Genomic DNA, 22,714 nt, shown 5'->3' on the forward strand with positions numbered 1-22,714 from the left:
GTTGTAAAATAAATCATATATAGTTAGTTTTGAAAAGGTTAAATATTTATATTACAATTAATTATGTTTTTGTTTTTCAGAATATTATTTCAGAATATTATTTCATGAGATTAATACTATTGAATTTCATGCATTTTATAATACATATCTTATAGGAGTATTGCTATTATCATTTTCTTTGAAAAAATTAAACATGAAAAAATGAAAATGAAATCTACTTTGAAAACTTCTCTTGTGTGTATACTTCTATCGTCTGGATTATTTGCCCAAACTATGGAATTTCGTCCTTTAGATATTGCTTCTACAGGAGTAAGAGGATTGCTAAATAATGGAGATGCGTTATTAGCGGGATATACATACAATTATGAGACTGCGACCCTTACTCCAAAAGAAACAGGAATTGCTACTTATTCAAATATAAATGCAAACGGGGATATGGTTGGAACTATAATAGTTGACGGAATAGTTCACCCCGCGTATAAACTAGTAAACGAATCAGCATGGACTATAGCACCAGTCTTTTCAAATATGACTGCAAGTGATGGAGTTACAATGTATTCAATCAGTCAAAATGGACGTTATATAACAGGCCAAATGCAAGCAAAGCCTTTTGTATATGATATACAACCCCAAGAATTAACCAACTTACTTCCTTCAGACTATGTATACGGAGCAGGGTATAGTGTAAATAATGAAGGAACATCCGTTGGTTGGGTAGATGCTGCAGTTAGTGGTACTTTTCGCGAGTTAGGTGTGATGAATAAAAATTTACCATTCCGAAAAATTTTAACAGATTATGCTATTCCAGTTAACAATCATATTTGGCACATAGATGATAATGGATTGGTAGTGGGCGAAGTAAATTTAAAACCTTTTAGTTATAATTTAAATACAGACGAATTTAAAATTTATGATTTACCTGCAGGTTATAGAACAGGTTCTTTTCAATCCTCTTCTAATGGAATAATTGTAGGGTATGTTCAAAATATGGTAACGGATCGTGATGCTATTATATACCATGAGTCATTTGGAGATCAGCCTAAGTTAATTAAAGATTTACTAATCGAACAAGGTATAGAAATTACAATCCCGGGAGGAAAATTAGGAGGCGCAAATTCTATTTCTGAAAATGGAGACTTTGTTGGTGGAAATGAAATAGGAAATGGAAACATTGCTCCAGGTTGGATCTTAAAATTAAATGGATACTTTAATGAACGTGAATGTCATATTAAAGTTCCTTCGGATATGGAGATACAAACTAATTTGGGTGATACTTCTGCAAATGTAACTTACGAGGTTACTTCAGATTGTCCAGAAAATCAACTAGTAATGGTAAGTGGGATTGCATCAGGAGAAAATTTTCCTTTAGGAATTACTACTGTAGCCTACAATTCTATAGATAGTGAAGGAAATGTAGTAGCATCTGCTTCATTTAAGGTAAATGTAAAGGACTCATATTGTACACCTCGATTTACAGCAATTGTGGAGCCTATTACAAAAGTTGTTTTTGGAACAATTAATAACGAGTCATCTTCGTATGTTACGTCTTTAGAAAACGAATACTTTTTAAATCAATCAACAGATGTAGAAAAAGGGAAAACTTATAATATTACTGTTTCTGGAAATACAAATGGGGTAGCAGAAACTAGTGAATTTACTGTTTTCTTTGACTTTAATCATGACGGGATTTTTAATTCAGATACGGAAGGATTCTATATCGGATCAATCACAGGATCTAATGGTGTAGATGGAAAATCTATTACTAAATCTATTGCAATTCCTACAGATGCATTAGATGGTAAAACAAGAATGCGTGTAATGAAATCGTATCGATTAGTACCTGAAAATCCATGTTCTTTAATATATGCGTATGGACAAAGTGAGGATTATATGATAAACGTAAAAGAGAATCTGAATACGAATGAGTGGTCTAATAAATTAAATAAAATCTATCCTAATCCTGTAAAAGATATATTACATATACAAACAAATAACGAAGTAAAAGCGATTAAGATTTACAATTTGTCAGGACAAGAAATAATTAAATTAAATATTAATAAGGTTAATCCACAAATTAATATTTCAAATTTAAATAAAGGAATTTATATAGTAGAAATTACAACTTATGATGGGATAATTACCCAAAAAATAATTAAAGATTAGAAAGTAATTTTCTAGCAGTAATGATTGATTAGTATAAAAGGTATAGAAATTTCTATACCTTTTTTTATTTATGATAATACGTCTCTGAAATCTTCGTTTTTATCAAACTGCGCTTTAGCGAATGGGCACAAAGGAATAATTTTTACATTATCTTTTCTTACCCAATCCAAGATGTTTTCTAAAATTTTTTTTCCAATACCTTGTCCACCATAAGCGTCATCTACGTGAGTATGATCAATGATAATTTTATCATTACCAGCCCAAGTAAAAGTCATTGCGCCAGCTTCTGTAGAACCATCCATTGCCTGAACCATTCCTTTCTTTCCATCATCTGTTTTTATAAATTCCATAGTATTTTATTATTATTAATTTTCTGATTAATCCTCTAATGTACCAAATTCACCTTTATTATAATCCTCGAAAGCTTCTCGAATTTCTTCTTGCGTATTCATTACAAATGGTCCATAAGAAGCAATTGGCTCATTTAATGGTTCTCCACTCAAAATTAATACCACAGTATTTTCTTCAGTGGCTTCGATAGAGAAGTTTTCACCTTTATTTTCAAATAAAACAAAATGATCTGTTTCTACAATCTGATTTCCATTTACTTTAATTTCACCTTCGATAACTAAAGCAATCGTATTATAATTTGCTGGGAATTTGAAATCAGCTTTTCCAACAAGATTTAATTTAGCATTCAACATATGAACCGGAGAAAATGTGCTCGCACTTCCTTTTACACCATTATATTCTCCTGCAATAACTTCTACAAAGCCATTTTCTACCTCAACAGTTGGTATATTTTGATGCTCGATGGCTTGGTATTTTGGTGCGCTCATTTTATCCTTAGCAGGAAGATTTACCCATAATTGCACCATTTGAAAGATTCCACCTTTTTTGTAGAATTCTTCTGCGTGATACTCTTTGTGTAATACCCCAGAGGCAGCTGTCATCCATTGTACATCACCTTGATGAATTGTTCCACCACCGCCTGCACTATCGTGATGAGAAACACTTCCTTGATAAGCGATAGTTACAGTTTCAAAACCACGATGTGGATGTACACCAACACCTTTTGGAACATCAGTTGCAGGAAAGTTAAATTTAGAATTATAATCCATCATAATAAATGGATCCATTCTTCTCATGCTAAGGTTTGCGAAACTTGGTATAAAATTGTGAACTCTAAATCCATCTCCCACAAAATGAGGCTCTCTTGGTGCGATAACTGCTTCTATATTTTTTGTATTCATCGTCTAATATTTTATGTTTAAAACTTTATTTCTTTTTGTTACACAAATTTAGCACCGCATTATATGTTTTATATTGATGTAAGATAAGAAGTTGTACTTGAATTAATTGATCTAAATCAATGGAATGGTAGATTTATATAATGAGAAGCAGAAATAAAGTCAGCTTGACATTTCTGATTGTTAAGAATTGGCCTCTAAATCTATGACGTTAAGAAAATAATTTGAATAAAGGAAAAGAATGAATTAGTGAGCGAATGCGAATCATTTAATTCATTCCCGTAATGAAATTTATTTTTAGTTTAATAGATTTAAAGCCTTGACTTTTTTGTTTCGTTTTTGTGTCAAGACAAAAATGAAAATAGTATTCCTTTATATAATAAATCCACTTCTCATTAGAGTAGTGGATTTATTTTTATAATTCAGATTTTACTGTTCCATCAGGATGAAATGTTTTACCATCACATTCCCATTCATGAGAAATTATCGTATCATTTTTATGAATATTAAATGTTAATTCACCTTTTCTTTTGATGATGGTATCGCCAATATTTATTTCTTTTCGATAATTAGCCCACCAACGATTTTGTTCATTACATTCACATTTTTTTTGTGTAAAAGGATCAATACCTTCCATAGCTAAATTCCCTCTTGTTCCCCAATATTTTTTTTCAACTAAAAGAAAACATTCACTTTCTCTATAAAAATCGACAAAAGCATTACAATTAGGTGTTTGATTACAAGAGATTAATTGAACTAAAAAAGGTATTACAATTAATTTCTTCATATTTACAATAATTCTTCATCTACCATATTCGGTAAAGTAACCTTTAATAAAGGTTCGTCTTCCATCGCACGTTTGATGGCAAAGATAGCTTCTTCGTTTCTTGCCCATGAACGACGAGCGATTCCGTTATTCACATCCCAATGCAACATGGATTTTAATTTCGTTTCAGATTCAGTAGATCCGTCTAATAACATTCCGAATCCACCATTAATGACTTCACCCCAACCAACGCCACCACCGTTGTGGATAGAAACCCAAGTAGCTCCTCTAAAACTATCCCCAATTACATTATGTATCGCCATATCTGCTGTGAATTTCGAACCATCGTAAATGTTAGACGTTTCACGGAAAGGAGAATCTGTTCCCGATACATCGTGATGATCGCGTCCTAAAACTACAGGTCCAATTTCACCATTGGCAATCGCATCATTGAACGCTTTTGCAATTTTCATTCGACCTTCGGCATCGGCATATAATATACGCGCTTGCGATCCTACGACTAATTTATTTTGTTGTGCGCCTTTAATCCAAGTGATGTTATCTTGCATCTGTTGTTGAATTTCTTCAGGTGAATGCTGCATGATTTCTTCTAAAACTTGACAAGCGATTTCATCTGTTTTCTGTAAATCATCTGGTTTTCCAGAAGCACAAACCCAACGGAAAGGTCCAAATCCATAATCGAAACACATTGGTCCCATAATGTCTTGTACATAGGAAGGATATTTAAAATCGATACCGTTTTCTGCGATTACATCCGCTCCAGCGCGAGAAGCTTCCAACAAGAAAGCGTTTCCATAATCGAAGAAGTAGGTTCCTTTAGCGGTATGCTTATTCACTGCTTCAGCATGGCGACGTAATGATTCTTGTACTTTTTCTTTGAACAATTCTGGATTATTCGCCATCATTTCGTTTGCTTTTTCCAACGATAGTCCAGCAGGATAATAACCACCAGCCCAAGGATTATGTAAAGAAGTTTGATCGGATCCTAAATCGATGTATAAATTTTCTTCATCGAATTTTTCCCAAACCTCAACCACGTTTCCGTCATAAGCGATTGAAACTACTTCTTTATTTTCTTTAGCTTCGCGAACACGTTTTACCAATTCATCTAAATCAGAAATCACTTCATCGACCCAACCTTGTTCATGGCGTTTCCAAGTTGCAGCAGGATTAACTTCAGCAGTTACTGAAACAACTCCTGCTATATTTCCTGCTTTTGGTTGAGCACCTGACATTCCACCTAATCCAGCCGTTACAAATAATTTTCCAGCCGTTCCTTGATCATCAATTTTTCGACAACCGTTCAGAACTGTAATAGTTGTTCCGTGAACAATTCCTTGAGGCCCGATGTACATGTAACTTCCGGCTGTCATTTGTCCGTATTGTGAAACGCCTAAAGCATTCATTTTTTCCCAATCATCCGGTTTTGAATAATTCGGAATCACCATACCATTTGTAACCACTACACGAGGTGCATTTTTGTGGGATGGAAATAATCCCATCGGATGACCCGAATACATCACTAAAGTTTGTTCATCAGTCATTTCTGACAAATACTTCATCGTTAATAAATATTGTGCCCAGTTTTGGAAAACGGCTCCATTTCCTCCGTAGGTAATTAATTCCTCCGGATGTTGAGCGACCACAGGGTCTAAATTATTCTGAATCATCAACATGATTGCTTTCGCTTGCTGAGAATTTCCAGGATAATCTGTAATCGGACGAGCATAAATCTCATAATCAGGTTTGAAACGGTACATGTAAATGCGTCCGTATTGTTCTAATTCTGCTTTAAATTCAGGAATTAAAGTTGCATGATGTTGAGGTTCGAAATAACGTAAAGCATTTTTTAACGCTAATTTTTTCTCATCATCTGATAAGATTTCTTTGCGTTTAGGTGCGTGACTTACGTTTTCATTAACTATTTTTTTCGGTGGTAAAACCGATGGAATACCTTGTTTTATTTGTTCTTGAAATGTCATTTTTGTGTGTTTTATGAGTTTAAGCGTTTTGTATTTATTTTTTTATTGAAGAATACTAATCAGTTGATGAGAAGCTGAATTTACTTCAGCTTGACAAATATTATTTAATATAAAATGTCATGCTAAACTGGTTTTAGAATCGCATTAACTAATATTTAATCATGATGAGAAACTAAAATAAATTCAGCTTGACGATTTAGAAGTCATCCTGAACTTGTTTCAGGATCACATCCTATTTAAGTATACTTTAAAACTTCATAATTAATTCTTGAAACGATTCCGTTTGTAACAAGTCAATAATATTATTGATATCATCTCCAATCAAACGATCGTCTTCCAGTTTTGGACAAACTTCACGCACTGCTGCAAACACTTGCTCTAAATATGGACTAGTTTGTTTTGGTCTTCTAAATTCTAGTCCTTGACAAGCATACATGATTTCAATGGCTAAAATACGTTCGACATTATCTAAAACTTGATTGAATTTTCTTCCCGAAATACTTCCCATCGAAACGTGATCTTCCTGTCCTAACGAAGTAGGAATACTATCAGCAGAAGCAGGGAAACATAAGGTTTTATTTTCTGTACATAGCGCTGCTGAAGTGTATTGAGGAATCATAAATCCTGAATTTAAACCTGAACTTTCGGTTAATAATTTTGGTAATCCATATTTTCCTTCAATCAATAAATATTGACGACGATCTGAAATGTTTCCTAATTCAGAAGCGGCAACTGTAGCGTAATCTAACGCCATGGCTAAAGGTTGCCCATGAAAGTTTCCACCTGAAATGGCTTCTTCATCTGATACAACAATTGGATTATCGGTAACAGAATTTAATTCGATTTCGGCTAATTCTTGTAAATGGAAGAAAGCATTGCGAGATGCTCCGTGAACTTGAGGAATGCAACGTAAGGAATAAGGATCTTGTACGCGTCCACAATCGATATGCGAATGAGCGATTCCTGAATCTTCTAATAATTTTCGCATTCTTTCTGCGACTAAAACTGTTCCTTTGAATGGTCTAATTTCATGTAATTCTGCTCTGAATGGACTTGGCGAACCTTCGTAAGCTTCTAATGATAATGCGCCTACGATATCAGCTAAGTTAAGTAAATATTCAAATTTCTTTAAACCGTGTAAAGCATGTGATAAAATGAATTGCGTCCCATTAATCAATCCTAAACCTTCTTTTGCCGATAAATGTAGCGGTTGTAAATTGTGTTTGGCTAAAGCATCTTTCGTCGAAATAATCTGATCACCTTCCCAAACTTTACCTTCCCCAATTAGAGGTAAGAATAAATGAGATAAAGGAGCTAAATCACCTGATGCACCAACCGATCCTTTCTCAGGAACAACTGGAATAATGTTTTTTTCAACCATCAACAGGATGCGTTCAACCACTTCTAATGTTACGCCGGAATAACCTTTTGCTAATGCATGTGCTTTCGCAACTAGCATTGTTTTGGCCAATTCTTTTTTGATTGGATTTCCTACGCCAACAGCGTGGCTAATTAAAAGGTTGTGTTGTAACTGACGTGTTTGTTCTTCAGAAATTTTAGTATCACATAAAGGTCCAAATCCCGTATTTATTCCATAAACAGTTTGGCCTGATGCAACTATTTTTTGGACATTTTCTTTTGATTTTAGTAATTGATTTCTGCTTTCTGCTGTTAGTATAATTTGATTATTTCCAGCTTGAATAGCTTTAAAGTCTTCGAAAGAAATATAATCTACTCCTAAAGTTTTCGTTTTCATTTTTTTTGTTGTTTGCTTCAACTCAAAGATAAACTTTTCTCAGATTTAGGAAAATATACTATTGAATTCGAGTTAATAATTGATAATTGATAAGGTTTTATCTCACCAACTTTTATAAATTTGCTAAAATTTTAAAGTAATGTGTGATAAACATCTTCATGACGAAATAGGAGACGACCACATGTCAGCGAACTTAGAGACACCTTTAAGAAACGATGCATTTGAGTTGTCAGTAGAAGAAAAAGTGGAAATGATTGAAGCGGATTTCCGTCATATCATGGAGACTTTAGGTTTAGATTTAACAGATGATAGTTTGAAAGGAACACCAAAGCGTGTAGCGAAAATGTTCGTGAAAGAAATCTTTGGAGGATTATTACCAGAGTGTAAGCCAGGTATGTCAACTTTCGACAATAAATATAACTATAACCAAATGTTGGTTGAGAAGGATATCGTAGTTTATTCAACTTGCGAACATCATTTCTTACCAATTGTAGGTCGTGCTCACGTAGGTTACATCTCAAAAGGTAGAGTAATTGGATTATCTAAAATGAATCGTATTGTAGAATATTATGCAAAACGTCCACAAGTACAAGAACGCCTAACAATGCAGATTGTTAAAGCAATGCAAGAAGCTTTAGGGACGGATGATGTAGCATGTATTATTGATGCAAAACATTTATGTGTAAATTCTCGTGGAATTAAAGATATCGAATCAAGTACAGTAACTGCTGAATTTGGTGGAGAATTTAAAGAAAATGAGCAATTAAGAAAAGAGTTTATTTCGTACATCGGGATGAAAACTCCTTTCCAAGTATAATACTAGCTAAATAAAATCGAAATAGATGGTAAAAGAACATCAATTAAAAGTACACAACTCCTTATCCGGACAAAAAGAAACATTCGAGCCAATCAACAAAGATTATGTTGGGATGTATGTTTGTGGACCTACAGTTTACAGTAATGTACACTTAGGAAACGTTCGTACTTTTATGTCTTTCGATATGATTTATCGTTATCTAAAATTTTTAGGATATAAAGTACGTTACGTCCGTAATATTACGGATGTAGGTCACTTATTAGACGATACTGATGAAGATAAAATCTCTAAAAAAGCACGTTTAGAGCAATTAGAACCAATGGAAATTGTACAGAAATATACAGTTGATTTCCACGAAGTTTTAAGAAAGTTCAATAATTTTCCGCCAAATGTTGAACCTACAGCTACCGGACATATCGTTGAGCAAATCGAAATTACGCAAGATTTAATTGCGAAAGGAATTGCATACGAATCAAACGGATCTGTTTATTTCGATGTAAAAAAATACAACGAAGAAGGTGGTGATTATGGTGTTTTATCCAACCGTAACATTGACGAGTTATTTGCTAACACAAGAACTCTTGATGGGCAAGATGAAAAACATAATCCACAAGATTTTGCCTTATGGAAAAAAGCATTACCTGAACACATCATGCGTTGGCCTTCGCCTTGGGGAGAAGGTTTCCCAGGTTGGCACTTAGAGTGTACAGTAATGTCAACAAAATATTTAGGAGAACAATTTGATATTCATGGAGGTGGAATGGATTTAAAATTTCCTCACCACGAATGTGAGATTGCTCAAGCCAAAGGAGCATATGGTCATTCCCCCGTTAAATATTGGTTACACGCTAATATGTTAACATTGAATGGTCAGAAAATGTCAAAATCTACAGGAAATACGATTTTACCAAATGAGTTAATCACAGGTGATAATGAATTTTTTGAGAAAGGTTTCTCACCGATGGTCATTCGTTTCTTTATGATGCAAGCACATTATCGTTCGATGTTAGATTTTTCGAATGATGCTTTATTAGCTTCTGAGAAAGGTTACAGCCGTTTAATGGAAGCATTAAAAACAGTAGATAACTTAGCGACTTCTGAACAATCAACTGTTAATATCCAAGAATGGGCAGGTAAATTATTTGCAGCGATGGATGATGATTTTAATACGCCTGTTTTAATTGCTCATTTATTTGATGGTGTTAAGATGATAAACTCTATTAAAGATGGTACAGAAACAATTACCAAGGAAGATTTAGAAATACTAGCAACAACAATCAAAGGATTTGTATTAGATGTATTAGGTATCCAAAATGAAGAAGGAGGAAATGCAGGTACGGAAAAATTAGATGGTGTTGTAAAAATGTTAATTGATATGCGTGTGCAAGCACGTACAGATAAAAACTGGGCATTGTCTGACCAAATACGTGATCAGTTAGCTGCGTTAGGAATACAGCTAAAAGACGGTAAAGAAGGAACAACTTATACGTTCTAACTAAATAAAATTTAAATATTTAACTAAAAAGCGCCCAATTTGGGCGCTTTTTTTGTTAAAATGCTTAACTGTTATTGAAAATTTTAAGATAACATTTGCTAAAATCCTCATTTTGTTACATATTTGTTACAATTAGCACTAAAAAATTAACACATGAGGAAAAAATTTACGTCTTTAGGCGTGTTATCGTTATTCCTAATGGGAGGAATGGCTTACGCTCAAATTTCAGGAGTATTAAAAGACTCTAATGGATTCCCACTTGAAGAAGCTGAAGTAATTGTTGAAAGAACAGGCGCTTCAGTAATGACTGATTTAGATGGAACATTTAATGTAGATGCTCAGGTGGGTGATACATTAAAAATCATTGATGCTTCAGGGGAAATCAGAACTATCAAAGTAACTTCAACAAAATTAGGAGAAATTAAGATAGCTCCAGTAAAATCAGATGAGATTAGTTTAGCAACTGTAAACTTAATTGGAGGTATTAAGATGGATGCTTCTCAAAAAGTAGGAGCATACGATATTATCAAGAAAGAAGATTTTGAATTAGCACCGACTGCTTCTGTGGATGAGGTTTTAAATGGTCGTGTGGCTGGTTTAGTATTCTCTACTAACTCGGGAGATCCAGGTTCTGCAAACATTATTACAATCCGTGGTGTTGGATCTTTAGTAGGTACTACAAACCCATTGTATGTTATTGATGGTATTGTTGTAGGTAAAGGTTCTGATAATGCAGGGTTAATGGAATCTTGGAATCCTCTAGCAGCAATTGATCCAAATGCGATTGAAAATGTATCTGTTTTAAAAGATGCCTCAGCAACAGCTTTATATGGTGCTCGTGGTGCCAATGGAGTAATTGTAATTACAACTAAAAAAGGTAAATATAATCAGAAAACAAGATTTAACTTATCTACAGATATGGCGGTTCAATCCGTTGCTTTTAACGAGCAAAATTGGATGAATGCTAACGAATATGTGCAATGGGTTGGATTAGCTTATTATAATAGAGCAGATAATCAACATGCTTCAGTAGAAGCTGCTTCTAATTGGTTTGCACAATCAATCAAGTGGGATGGAACTGACACAAACTGGCAAAAAGAAATTCAACGTTCTCAATCTGTAGTTAAAACATATAATTTCTCTGCAACAGGAGGTAGTGAAAATACATCATTCCGCGTAGGAGGATCTTACTATGAGAACTTACCACTAATTTTAAATTCTAAGTTTGATCGTTTAAGTGTTAACGCTGCAATTGATCATAAAGTAAATGATAAGTTTGTATTAGGTTTTAACGGGAATTTTTCTAATGTAGCGAGAACTTCAACAAGTGATGGTGGAGCTTATCGTAACCCTTGGAACGTGCGTTGGACTTCACCACCAGTATATAAAGTTTATAATGAGGACGGAAGTTATAACCAAACAAATTTAGGGCCTGGTAACGATAACTTTAATCCAATTTCAATTTTAGAAAAAGATAAATTATCAGGTAATATTCAAACCTATTTATCATCGATAAATGGAGAATTACAATTTGCTAAAAACTTTTATCTATATTCATTATTTGGAGTTCAATATCAAAACATAAGTGAAAAAGAATATTGGGATCCTTCAGGAGGGGATGGTTTTAACAATGGAGGGGTAGTACAAACTACAAGTACATCTGCATTTGATTGGAACTGGCAAAATTCTGTAAGTTACAGAAATGTAATCGCAGATAGACATGATTTACAAGTCTTCGCGGGGGTTGAATACCAAGAACATCAATATAAATTATTATATGGAACAGGAAGTCAGTTAACTGAGCCTAAACCATATTTAAATTATACTGATGCTACAACAAGAAATACAGGTGAAGATTTCTTAAAATGGGCACAAATTTCTTATTTCGCACGTCTTAATTATGTGTTAGATACTAAATATACATTCTCAGGACAATTACGTCATGACTCTAATTCAACGCTAGGTAAGAATGATAAGTCAGGATTATTTTGGTCTGTAGGAGGAAGCTGGAATGTTTACAAAGAAGGATTCTTAGATAATATCTTTAGTAGTTTAAATGTACGTGCAAACTATGGTGAAATCGGAAATATTCCTTATGCAGACAACTGGGGACCACAGTATAATGCATTTTCTACTTATGGACTAAGTGTTTATGGAGATGATTCTCCTACCTATTACATTGATGGAGCAGGTGACCCAGATTTAGGTTGGGAAATTTCAAAACAATGGAATGTTGGAGCTGATTTCGGATTCTTTAAAGATCGTTTAACTTTTGGTATCGATGTGTATAATAAACGTACAGTAGATGCTATTATGCAAGCTAATATTGCAGGTTCTTTAGGATCACCATCATCAAATTATACAAATATTGGAGAATTATCTAATAAAGGGGTTGAGTTAACATTAACTGCTCGTCCACTTACAGGGGAATTTAAATGGAGTATTTATGCAAATGCTGCTTATAATAAAAACCGTGTAGAAAAATTAGAAAATCCAGAAGATATTAATGATGCATCTTCTATGAGAGCATTAGCTGTAGGACATGAAGTAGGAGAGTATTATACATATAACTGGGCTGGTGTAGATAAAGAAACTGGTGCTGGGTTATTCTATGTAGATGAAACTTTTACTACAACTACAACTGATAGAAGAGAGGCTAAAAGAACTTTCCAAGGAGTGTCACCATTTGCTAAATATACTGCTGGTTTTAAGAATGATTTCTTTTATAAAGGAATTCAGTTATCGATTTTCTTTACAGGACAGTTTGACTATGCAGTTCATAACAGATGGCAAAACTATGTAGCTTCTGATGGTAACTCTATTAATTATACACAGACTAAAGATATGTTGTATGATGTTTGGTCGCCTTCTAATACAAATGCGTCTAATCCAAAACCAATTCAAGGAGGAAATGATTACAGTATCTTACCTTCTACAAGATGGATGAGAAAAGGAGATCACATACGTTTAAAAGAAGTTAAATTAGCATATACATTTAATGACTTATTTAAAAAGAGTACAGGGATAGATAATCTAACAATGTATGTAAAAGGAGTTAATCTATGGTTATGGGCATTTGATGATAAATTAACATTCGACCCAGAATCAAACTCTAATGCTTATGGAGGATGGGAAGGTAAAGGATTATATGATAATACTTCACCAATTATGAAATCCATTTCATTAGGTATATCATTTGATTTTTAATTATTTAAAAGAAGAATTAATATGAAAAAAAATATATTAAAAATAGCATTAATCGCCCTTTTTCCATTATTTGTAGCATGTGATGAAGATCGTTTAGATTTAACTCCAGAAATTGGAGATGTTTTTACAGGAGATTTAAAGAGTGAAGAGGAAATGGGTTACGCAGTGAACGCAATTTATAGTTCATTGGGTAGTTCTTCAGGATTTGGAGCTGATATCCTGATAGATGGAGATTTAATTTCTGACAATGTATTTGTAAGTACTACAAATGACGGATACCATTTAACGAAATCTAATATGGCATGGTCTGGTGTAAGTAATCCTTTTAGTGGAGAATGGAGAAGTTTATATACTGTTGTTCAACGATCTAATATGGTAATCAATGAGCGTTCGTTAGAAAACACGGATAAGGTAAAAAGTTTAAAAGGAGAAGCAAAGATATCAAGAGGTCTTGCCTATTTTTACTTAGTTCAAATGTTTTCTGCTAATCCAACTTCAGGGTTAAACCAAGAGTATGGTGTACCATTAGTATTAGAATTATCTCCAGGTGGAGTAGATTTTACGACTAAAATGGATATTGCCCGCTCTACTGTTGATGAAGTTTATGCACAAATTATAAGTGATTTAGAACAAGGAATTTCAGAAATGTCTCCTACTCAAAGAACTTCTAAAACATTTTTATCACCAACAGCGGGAAGACATATCTTATCTAAAGTATATCTTACACGTGGTAAAGCAGGAGATTATGAGAAAGCTATTCAATTAGCAGATGAAGTTTTAACAAGTTCACCATCAAACTTTAAATTGATTGATAAAGCAAACTATGTAACATACTTTTCAAGTACTGATATAACTAAATCTGAAGATCAAAACGAAACTATCTTTGAAATTGATCAAACAATAAAAAATACACTTGGAGTTAATTCTCATTTAGGTGCATTTTACTCAAATACAGGAGCTCATAGAAGTCTTTTATTAAGAAGAACATTCTTTGATACGTTTGAAACTGCAGATATCCGAACAGGGTTAATGTCTACAGCAGGTACTCCAGTTACAGATAATCCATTAGGTGTTTGGTCTAAAAAATGGTCAAGAAATACTTCTCAAGGAAACTATACAGGTAACGTAAAAGTATTTAGAATGACAGAAGCTTTATTTGTTAAAATGGAAGCGCTTGCTAAACTTGGAAGAAGTGCAGAAGCTACAACATTATTAAATGAACTTGCTGTTTCTAGAAATGCAACGCCATATACATCTGGAGATGTTTTACAAAATGTATTAATAGAAAAACGTAAAGAATTCTTTACAGAAGGTCATCGTTTCTTTGATTTAAAGAGAAACAACTTACCAATTAATAAAGAAACAAACTGTACTACTTGCGATGTAAGTCCAGCAGATCGTTTATTTGTTTTTCCAGTAGATAGAGTAGAGTTAGGTAGAAATACGCTAATGACACAATATCCTGGTTGGGATCAATAATTACTAAATTTTATAACATTTTTAACCCACTCCAAGCGAGTGGGTTTTTTGTTCTCTAATATTTTAGTTTACTTTTGTAGCTGTTATAATAATTTTATGAAGAAAATTTTTTTCATCACCGCTTTAGGGATCGGATCTGCATGTTTCGCACAAGTAGATTCTCTAAATAATTCTTTAGCGAAGAAACCATTGCGTGGGAATTCTACAAATGATTCTGTCGTAATTTTTAAAACTAAAATTGACGATTATAAATTTTGGACTGAAAATTCCAAGGTATCAGTAGTAGATACAACATTATCAATAAAAAATTATTACAACCAAAATTTTACGAAACAAGATTTATTCGGAAAAATGATTTTCCCGAACAGTGGTTCTGTGGTGATGGATTTAGAAATGCAAGACAAGCCATTTACCATTTCTATGTTGCCATTTGGTAAAAAATATAATTATTACGGAGTAGATGATGTACGCTATTTTGATGTAAAAACACCTTATACAGAATTTGTCTACGAAGCAGGAGTTAAAGAAGGAAACTTCTTATCCACTACATTTTCTCATAATTTTAACTCAAGAGTTAATTACACCTTACATTACCGCGGTTTAAACTCAGAAGGTAGATTTAAAAACGAAGGAAATAAAAACAATAGTTTTGTGATTTCATCCAATTATAAATCTAAGAACGAACGTTTAAAAATTCAAGCACATTGGGCTGCTCAAAATTTTCAAACACAAGAAAATGGTGGTGTACAAGATATTTATGACTTCATTGAAAAAGATGACCGCAGGCTTACCAACGTAAGAAACATAAAAGTCAATCTACAAAATGCGCGATCAGAGTTTGATGCTCGTCGAATCCATTTAACAGGAACTTATGGTATTCTAAAAAGAATAAACGAAGCAGATTCATCTGTTTATCATCCAATTCAGTTAAAAAATACTTTATCGTACGAGAAACAAAAGATGAGATTTGAGCAAGGATCTTCAGAATTTTATACTTCTCCTGTAATACCAGGAATTTTGAAAGATAAAAAATATGCAACAAATTTCAGTAATATAACTACAGCTGGTTTCCAATGGACAGATCGTCTAAAATTTGAGGCAGGTTTTAAGTTTCAGAATGTAAGCACATATGTAGATGATTCTTATAACAAACTAGTAACAAATTTTGTAGGAATTCCTGATAAATGGACAGAAAATTTAGTTGGAGCAGTAGCCAATTTAGATTTTGATTGGAATGAAAAGGTGAAACTTCGTGCAAATGGAGAACTATTACAAGGAGGAAAATATAGTGGGTTATATAATTTAGACGCTGTTGTAGATATTACGCCTGTTAAGGGATATACATTGACGGCTGGTGTTTTAGCTCAATCTAATATTCCGTCTCTTAACTTACTTTACAATCAAAGTTTTTATACAGATTTTACATATTACAATAATTTCTCGAAAGAAAATACGCAGAAAATATATGGTATTTTAAATTTTGAAAAAATAAATACATCTATTGAAGCAGCAGTATATAATATAGATAATTACGTTTTTGTAAATGCAGATTATAAACCAGAACAGTTAAATGATAATATAAGTTACTTTAAATTTAAGTTTATTAATCATTTAAGATTTTGGAATAAATTTAATTTAGTTTCTACTTTACAATATCAAAATGTAACCAATAATGAGGAGTATATGCCTTTACCCGATTTGTTATTAAGAGAAACATTGTATTGGCAAGGAAAAGTTTTTGATGGAAAAGCAGAACTTCAAATTGGTTTAAACGGAACATATTTTTCTAAATATAACGCGTTTCAATATTTTCCAATCAACGGAGAAATGATGATGCAAAATGGAGATCAAATACAAGAAATTGGAGACTTTCCTATTATTGATGCTTTCTTGAATTTTAAAGTGCAGAATATGCGATTTTACATTAGAGGAGAACATCTAAATTCTGCCTTTGGAAAACCAACTTATTTTTCTGCACCAGGTGTACCTTACAGAGGATTTAAATTTCAGTTAGGTTTAAAGTGGAATATTTTCACATAAAAAATAAAAGTACTCCGAGTATTCATAATAATTAAAAACGACTTCTGATGAGGTCGTTTTTTTATGCCTAAAATCATTCTTTAGATTAGTTCTAAATAATTAAATTTAAAGAAAAATCAACGCTGTGAAAAAACTACTATATTTATTCATAATCTTCTTTTCTGCAAACCTATTTGCTCAAGAAAAAGTAGCAATTGGTGAAATACAAAAGATTCAATCGAATGTTTTGGGAACTGAAAGGGAAATTTGGATTAACCTGCCCGTATCTTATCGTAATTCTAAATTAGATCCTGCGAAATATCCAGTCATTTATGTTTTAGATGCTGAAGATAATTTTACGTTTTTAACAGGAATTGTGAATAAATTTCAAAAAGGACATTACCAAGAAATGCCAGAATCGATTATAGTTGGGATTACCAATAAAAATGGCGACCGAACAAAAGATTTTACACACGTAAATGATGCAAAGTTTTTGCAATTTATCCAAACCGAATTATTCCCGTTTATGGAGAAAAATTATCGTGTTGAAAATTATCGCTTATTGCTTGGACATTCATTGGGCGGATATTTTGCCTTAAAAACATTATACAATCAACCAGAAATGTTTAATGGTTATGTGGCGCACGATCCAAGTATTTGGTTTAATGATTTTGAATTGAAAAAATTATATCAAAATGTAAAATTGAACGATTTTAAAAATCGATTATTAATGATTACACAAGTGGGCGAACGTCAAAATTTTGGACATTTGCAAGATCATTATGGTGGAATAAAAGCGGTTCATTCATTGATTAATGAAGCAAAAAATCAATCGTTAAATTATACTTACCGTCAATACGCAGACGAAGAACACGGATCGGTACCAATGATTGGAAACATTGATTTTATGCGTTGGATGTTCGACGGCTATCGCATCAACATTAAAGATGTTCCTAATCAACCAAATTTAATAGAAGGTTCGTTTAAAGCATTTTCATCGAAAAGAAATTTTACATTTCAACCCCAAGAAACATATATTCATTTGGTGGCAACTTATTTAGTCAAACAAAAGAAATTTGATTTAGCAAAAAAGTATTTTGAATATAATGTGAATCATTTTCCGCAAAGTGAACAAGCAAAAGAAGCTTTGAAAAATTTTAAAGTAGAATAGTTATTTTGATCTTGTTTCAGAATCATTTTAAGTTAATATAGAAGATAATTCGTCTACGTTCTCGATATAAAAATCAAAGATTTTCACTCGAACTGACGAATTACTAATCAATGGTAAATGTCATTCTATGTTTGTAAAAGTTTAAATTAGAAGATAAAACATAGAAGAAAAGACCAGGGTAAAGAAAAAAACTATAGCTTGTCATTTGTCGTTGTAGACCGTTCGGGATGTTAGTTCCTTTACCCTTCCTACAAAAATTTGAACAGAACATTAGGTTATAAATCCTGTATTTAGAATAGATAAATTAATGTAGAGATCTTTTCGATTAAAACATTTGTTATGAGTAAAATTATAGGAATTGACATTAGTAAACAAACATTTGATGTAAGTTTTCTTGAAAATGAGAAGTGGCAACACCTAATTTTTGATAATAATCAAAAGGTTTTAAAGCGTTAAACCGATTGATTAATCAAGATGATTGGGTGGTGATGGAAGCCTCTCGCACCTATTATTTTGCGCTAGCAAGTTATCTATTTCAAAAGCATATTCAAGTTTGCGTAGAAAATCCATTGGTGATCAAACGTTTCAGTCAGATGATGCTTTATCGAGCTAAAACAGACAAAAAAGATTCCAAAATGATCGCTGAATATGGAATGAAAAACGATTTGAAATTATGGAAATTAGAAAGTGAAAATAATATAAAACTTCGACAGCTTTATACGCGATTAGAGCTTATAAACAAGCAAATTCATCAGAATAGCCATCAGTTGGAGTCTTATGTTAGCAGTGGATGTTTAGATTCATTTTTAGAAAAAGAACTTAAAAAAGATATATGTTATTTAGAAAAATCAAAAGTAAAAATAGAGCAACAAATGCATTTATTATCTAAAGCTGAATATGGCGAAACATTAGCCCATTTAGAATCTATTCCAGGAGTTGGTCCCAAAACAGCTATGATGATGGCTTTAATCACAGATAATTTCAAAAAGTTTGATAATTATAAACAACTCATCGCCTATATCGGATTTAGTCCACGGATCTATCAAAGTGGGAGCAGCGTTCGAGGGAAAGGACATATTTGTAAAATGGGTAAAGCTCAACTTAGAAAATTACTTTATTTATGCAGTTGGTCAGCCAAATACTGTAATAAATCTTGCAAAGAAATGTACGATCGATTAAAAGCGAAAGGTAAACCTGAACGAGTAATAAAAGTTGCAATAGCAAATAAACTTATCAAACAGATTTTTGCTATTGGAAAATCTAATCAAAATTATAACGAAAATATTTGTTTATAAACACAGAACATTCCGAGCTTGTCAAGGAATCTTTTATAAGTTGAATAGGTGATGAGAAGTTGAACTAAATTCAGCTTGATATTTCCGTCATATCGAGTGAATTTTAGGAATGAAATGAATAAAATTAGTATCGAGAAATAAGACGGAAATTGGTCTAAGTTCTCGATATGAATAGTTGCTGAGAAGCTATTTAAATTTAGCTTGATAGAATAATTTGCTTAGTTTAGTAAAAACATTCCCAATGAAACAATTTCTTTTCGTGACTACATTATGTGCTTCGACCGCTTTTGCACAAGAATTGAAAATAGAACAAGCACAAAAGATTTTCGATTTACCGACGCATTGCATCACGATAGAATATCCCAACAAATTAGGAAATGTTTTAGGTAGTGATGCGGATTTGAAAACGCCAAAGCAATTGCGTCCTATTTTTTACGGCTGTTTTGATTGGCATTCTTCGGTACACGGATTTTGGTCGATTGTAAAGTTGATGAAAGATTTTCCGGAATTGGATAAAAATGGTGAAGTGCGCCAACAATTAAATGCATTAATCACAGCTGAAAATGTTGCTATCGAAAAAGCATTTTTCGAAGATAAGAATAACCGAAATTTCGAACGTACTTACGGTTGGGCTTGGTTGTTACAATTGCAAATGGAATTGAACAATTGGCAAGATGCTGATGCGCAACGTTGGGCAAAAAATCTTCAACCCTTAAGTGATTTGATTGTCGAAAAGTACAAATCTTATCTTCCTAAATTGGTTTATCCGATTCGTACAGGTACGCATGATAATACCGCTTTTGGATTGAGTTTAGCCATTGATTATGCACGATCAGTAAATGATCAAACATTTGAACAATCGATTATCGAAAATGCGAATCGATTATACCTAAAAGATAAAGAATGTAATATTGGTTTTGAACCAAGTGGCTCTGATTTTTTGTCGGCTTGTTTAGAAGAAGCTCTATTGATGTCGAAAATTCATTCGCATCAAGAATATAAAAAATGGTTAAAAGCCTTTTTACCGCAATTATTTGATCAAAAACACGAGTTAAAACCAGGAATTGTTTCGGATCGTACGGATGGGCAATTGGTGCATTTGGATGGGCTGAATTTTAGTCGAGCAACCACTTTGTATCAAATTGCGAATAAATTACCTGAATTAAATTATTTAATTTCTTGGGCCGATCATCATTTAAATTATTCGTTTAATAACATTTCGAATGACGATTATATGGGAAGTCATTGGCTAGGAACTTTTGCCTTATATGCGTTGAAAACAAAAAGAGAAATAGAATCTGCAAAGCAGTTGCAAGAACACGTCAATGCATCAATCCAAAAATTCCTCAAATGATCAATTGATTTTTCATCCATAAAGTGAATATGGCTGAGAATAGGGATTCTATAGCCTAATATTATCCGTTAATTTTGATAAAAACCTTAAGAGATGGAAATAAAAAAAATTATATACACAGGCATTGGTGTTATCGGTTTAGGATATTTAGGTTATAATCTATATGCATCAAATCAGTTAGAAAAACAGTTAGATGTTACAGGAAAATGTACAGAAGGAGTCGTAGTTTCTGCCAAAAATTCGATTCGTAGACCGAATGCCACGGTACAATACGAAGTGAATGGTGAAGTATATGAAGTATTGTTTAATACACGTTTGGATGTGGATGATGTGGTTTTAGTAAAATACGATTCATTGGTACCAGAAGATGTATTATTGGTAGATAATTGTGAATAATGAATACAGGTGAATAAAAAACACCTCTCAAAAAATTGGAGGTGTTTAAATAGATTGATTAGAAACATATTGCCGTTGAAATTTGCAGGCGGAAAGCTTCTAATTTATTTTCAACTTGATATCTGGTGGTGAATCCATAATTGCCTTCTATCCCCATTCGTATATAAGATGTGGGATTATAGACAAGGTTTAGAGCTGCATGTTGAATGGATTTTGTCATTCCTTCCGTCATGTATTTCTCTTTTCCGATTTTTGAATAGTTGTAATAGGCTACTGAACTCCATTTGTCATTCCACCAATGTTCATAAGCTACGATACCCATTTGATAGGGCAACATCTTTAAATTGTTGTGATCATTTAAATCAGGAACAGCATCATATCCCTCTCCACCAAAAGCTAGTGTAATGGTATTCGCCCCTTTACCATACATAGTTTGTAGAATCAATTTACTTTTTTTACCAGTTTTAATCACAGAGCTTAAATTTAAGGCATACCCTAACATGGTTTCTGTATGAAAATCTTCTTTTGTCGTGTAACGTTTATCATAACTGATCGGATTAAGCGTTAGCGCACCTCGAATATAGGTTTCTCCCCCGTATCGATAAGTTGCAATAACATTTGGTAAGACTGGTTTCATTTTCCAACCTAAGGAATCATCTGGCACTGTTATACTGGGAATATCAGGATCTTCTAAAGCAAAAGAGTACTGATGTTTTGCATTGACTTCTTTGGTGTACCGGATTTGCATACGACGAACTCCTATGGATCCATTAGGTCCATTAAAATCGAAAATATTAGGCCATGTATTCATATCTGCATTGGTACTCCAATCCTGTCCGATTTTCCAATTTTTATAGGTAATATACCCTTTTCTAAATCTAGGAGCAGTTTTATTATCTGCCCCAATGAAATCAATTTCAAAATATACAGATAAATCTAAATCAGTATTTCCAAATTTTAATCCAACCTGAGATTGTCGAATACTAGCGTGTGAGCTATAATCAGTTTTGTTAGATTGTATATATGAAGGCATAAAACCATCTACAAATGCATTTTTTTTATTATCAATAATAACGTCAGCTTCTATAAATCCGGATAAGCCTATTTCCCACGGCCCTTTTTTAGTAGTTAAATCCCCCAAGATTGTTGGGTTTTGAGTAGTGTCTTCTGGTTCAACAATCGTATCCTGAGCATTAGATATAATTGTGAACATTAAAAGTACAAGGGTAGCTATTTTTTTCATAAATAATTAATACAAATTAACTATTCACAATAGCGGTTAACCTTTTTATTTTTTTTTATTTTGTATCAGTAGGGAGGTGTATAACAAATGAAATCATTTATTATAAAACAATCACTATGAATGGATTAAATTAATAAAATTCTGTAAAAAGTTATTATAAGGAAATAATATTCGCACTAAAGGTGAAGAATTCCTTATAAATTCCAAGGATTTAATGATTTTTAGAATTATAAAAATATGATTAAAGTTGAGATTGATTCGAATAAGATATATTGTTATATTGCTTTTAGAATATTTCTA

16 protein-coding genes are annotated in these 22,714 nt (G+C 32.8%); 10 read left to right on the top strand and 6 right to left on the bottom strand.

Features of this window, described 5'->3' with window-relative positions; genetic code table 11:
• Positions 1-201: 201 nt before the first annotated feature.
• A complete protein-coding gene (locus IM532_RS06340; RefSeq protein WP_194182611.1) occupies positions 202-2,163 on the top strand; it encodes a GEVED domain-containing protein in 1,962 nt (653 codons plus the stop codon).
• A 68-nt stretch (positions 2,164-2,231) separates the two neighbouring features.
• Here IM532_RS06340 and IM532_RS06345 read toward each other — a convergent pair whose 3' ends face one another.
• From IM532_RS06345 to hutH, 5 genes are all read right to left on the bottom strand, one after another.
• On the bottom strand, positions 2,232-2,513 hold the full coding sequence (locus IM532_RS06345) for a GNAT family N-acetyltransferase (protein ID WP_194182612.1): 282 nt from the start codon (positions 2,511-2,513) through the stop codon (positions 2,232-2,234).
• Between the two features lie 27 nt (positions 2,514-2,540).
• Entirely contained in the window at positions 2,541-3,416 is an 876-nt protein-coding gene (locus tag IM532_RS06350; RefSeq protein ID WP_194182613.1) for a pirin family protein, read from the bottom strand.
• 412 nt (positions 3,417-3,828) lie between these two features.
• Positions 3,829-4,200 carry a hypothetical protein gene (locus IM532_RS06355; protein WP_194182614.1) on the bottom strand — a complete coding sequence of 124 codons (372 nt, stop codon included), beginning with the start codon at positions 4,198-4,200 and terminating at the stop codon, positions 3,829-3,831.
• Between the two features lie 2 nt (positions 4,201-4,202).
• Positions 4,203-6,182, bottom strand: coding sequence for a urocanate hydratase (locus IM532_RS06360; protein WP_194182615.1), 1,980 nt, complete (start codon positions 6,180-6,182; stop codon positions 4,203-4,205).
• A gap of 247 nt (positions 6,183-6,429) precedes the next feature.
• The gene (gene hutH / locus IM532_RS06365; RefSeq protein ID WP_194182616.1) at positions 6,430-7,938 is read right to left on the bottom strand and encodes a histidine ammonia-lyase; all 1,509 of its coding nucleotides are present in this window, start codon (positions 7,936-7,938) and stop codon (positions 6,430-6,432) included.
• A gap of 139 nt (positions 7,939-8,077) precedes the next feature.
• On the opposite strand from hutH, the gene folE reads away from it, so the two are divergent.
• The 9 genes from folE to IM532_RS06410 all read left to right on the top strand — a co-directional run bounded on the left by folE (position 8,078) and on the right by IM532_RS06410 (position 21,171).
• Positions 8,078-8,755, top strand: a complete 678-nt coding sequence (gene folE / locus IM532_RS06370) for a GTP cyclohydrolase I FolE (RefSeq protein WP_194182617.1) — start codon at positions 8,078-8,080, stop codon at positions 8,753-8,755.
• 25 nt (positions 8,756-8,780) lie between these two features.
• Positions 8,781-10,250: a cysteine--tRNA ligase gene (cysS, locus tag IM532_RS06375; protein WP_194182618.1), complete on the top strand. Its 1,470-nt coding sequence runs from the start codon at positions 8,781-8,783 to the stop codon at positions 10,248-10,250.
• Between the two features lie 153 nt (positions 10,251-10,403).
• Positions 10,404-13,457 (top strand): SusC/RagA family TonB-linked outer membrane protein, encoded by a 3,054-nt coding sequence (locus IM532_RS06380; RefSeq protein ID WP_194182619.1) that lies wholly within the window; start codon positions 10,404-10,406, stop codon positions 13,455-13,457.
• A 21-nt stretch (positions 13,458-13,478) separates the two neighbouring features.
• On the top strand, positions 13,479-14,936 hold the full coding sequence (locus IM532_RS06385) for a RagB/SusD family nutrient uptake outer membrane protein (protein ID WP_194182620.1): 1,458 nt from the start codon (positions 13,479-13,481) through the stop codon (positions 14,934-14,936).
• A gap of 96 nt (positions 14,937-15,032) precedes the next feature.
• A complete protein-coding gene (locus tag IM532_RS06390; RefSeq protein ID WP_194182621.1) occupies positions 15,033-16,976 on the top strand; it encodes a putative porin in 1,944 nt (647 codons plus the stop codon).
• A 124-nt stretch (positions 16,977-17,100) separates the two neighbouring features.
• Complete coding sequence (locus tag IM532_RS06395; protein ID WP_194182622.1) at positions 17,101-18,126, top strand: alpha/beta hydrolase; 1,026 nt, start codon at positions 17,101-17,103, stop codon at positions 18,124-18,126.
• Positions 18,127-18,587: 461 nt separating this feature from the next.
• Positions 18,588-19,421, top strand: a complete 834-nt coding sequence (locus tag IM532_RS06400) for an IS110 family RNA-guided transposase (protein WP_194182623.1) — start codon at positions 18,588-18,590, stop codon at positions 19,419-19,421.
• A 241-nt stretch (positions 19,422-19,662) separates the two neighbouring features.
• A complete protein-coding gene (locus IM532_RS06405; protein WP_194182624.1) occupies positions 19,663-20,775 on the top strand; it encodes a DUF2891 domain-containing protein in 1,113 nt (370 codons plus the stop codon).
• 93 nt (positions 20,776-20,868) lie between these two features.
• The gene (locus IM532_RS06410; RefSeq protein ID WP_194182625.1) at positions 20,869-21,171 is read left to right on the top strand and encodes a hypothetical protein; all 303 of its coding nucleotides are present in this window, start codon (positions 20,869-20,871) and stop codon (positions 21,169-21,171) included.
• 58 nt (positions 21,172-21,229) lie between these two features.
• Here the strand turns inward: IM532_RS06410 and IM532_RS06415 are convergent, their stop codons facing one another.
• Positions 21,230-22,414: a DcaP family trimeric outer membrane transporter gene (locus IM532_RS06415; RefSeq protein WP_194182626.1), complete on the bottom strand. Its 1,185-nt coding sequence runs from the start codon at positions 22,412-22,414 to the stop codon at positions 21,230-21,232.
• Positions 22,415-22,714 lie beyond the last annotated feature (300 nt).

Source organism: Faecalibacter rhinopitheci (genome assembly GCF_015234135.1).
Lineage (GTDB): Bacteria > Bacteroidota > Bacteroidia > Flavobacteriales > Weeksellaceae > Empedobacter > Empedobacter rhinopitheci.

Bases quoted from the DNA above. Each gene is read 5' to 3' on its own strand.
- IM532_RS06340 (WP_194182611.1), top strand. From the start codon at position 202: ATGAAAATGAAATCTACTTTGAAAACTTCTCTTGTGTGTATACTTCTA.
- IM532_RS06345 (WP_194182612.1), bottom strand. From the start codon at position 2,513: ATGGAATTTATAAAAACAGATGATGGAAAGAAAGGAATGGTTCAGGCA.
- IM532_RS06350 (WP_194182613.1), bottom strand. From the start codon at position 3,416: ATGAATACAAAAAATATAGAAGCAGTTATCGCACCAAGAGAGCCTCAT.
- IM532_RS06355 (WP_194182614.1), bottom strand. From the start codon at position 4,200: ATGAAGAAATTAATTGTAATACCTTTTTTAGTTCAATTAATCTCTTGT.
- IM532_RS06360 (WP_194182615.1), bottom strand. From the start codon at position 6,182: ATGACATTTCAAGAACAAATAAAACAAGGTATTCCATCGGTTTTACCA.
- hutH (WP_194182616.1), bottom strand. From the start codon at position 7,938: ATGAAAACGAAAACTTTAGGAGTAGATTATATTTCTTTCGAAGACTTT.
- folE (WP_194182617.1), top strand. From the start codon at position 8,078: ATGTGTGATAAACATCTTCATGACGAAATAGGAGACGACCACATGTCA.
- cysS (WP_194182618.1), top strand. From the start codon at position 8,781: ATGGTAAAAGAACATCAATTAAAAGTACACAACTCCTTATCCGGACAA.
- IM532_RS06380 (WP_194182619.1), top strand. From the start codon at position 10,404: ATGAGGAAAAAATTTACGTCTTTAGGCGTGTTATCGTTATTCCTAATG.
- IM532_RS06385 (WP_194182620.1), top strand. From the start codon at position 13,479: ATGAAAAAAAATATATTAAAAATAGCATTAATCGCCCTTTTTCCATTA.
- IM532_RS06390 (WP_194182621.1), top strand. From the start codon at position 15,033: ATGAAGAAAATTTTTTTCATCACCGCTTTAGGGATCGGATCTGCATGT.
- IM532_RS06405 (WP_194182624.1), top strand. From the start codon at position 19,663: ATGAAACAATTTCTTTTCGTGACTACATTATGTGCTTCGACCGCTTTT.
- IM532_RS06410 (WP_194182625.1), top strand. From the start codon at position 20,869: ATGGAAATAAAAAAAATTATATACACAGGCATTGGTGTTATCGGTTTA.
- IM532_RS06415 (WP_194182626.1), bottom strand. From the start codon at position 22,414: ATGAAAAAAATAGCTACCCTTGTACTTTTAATGTTCACAATTATATCT.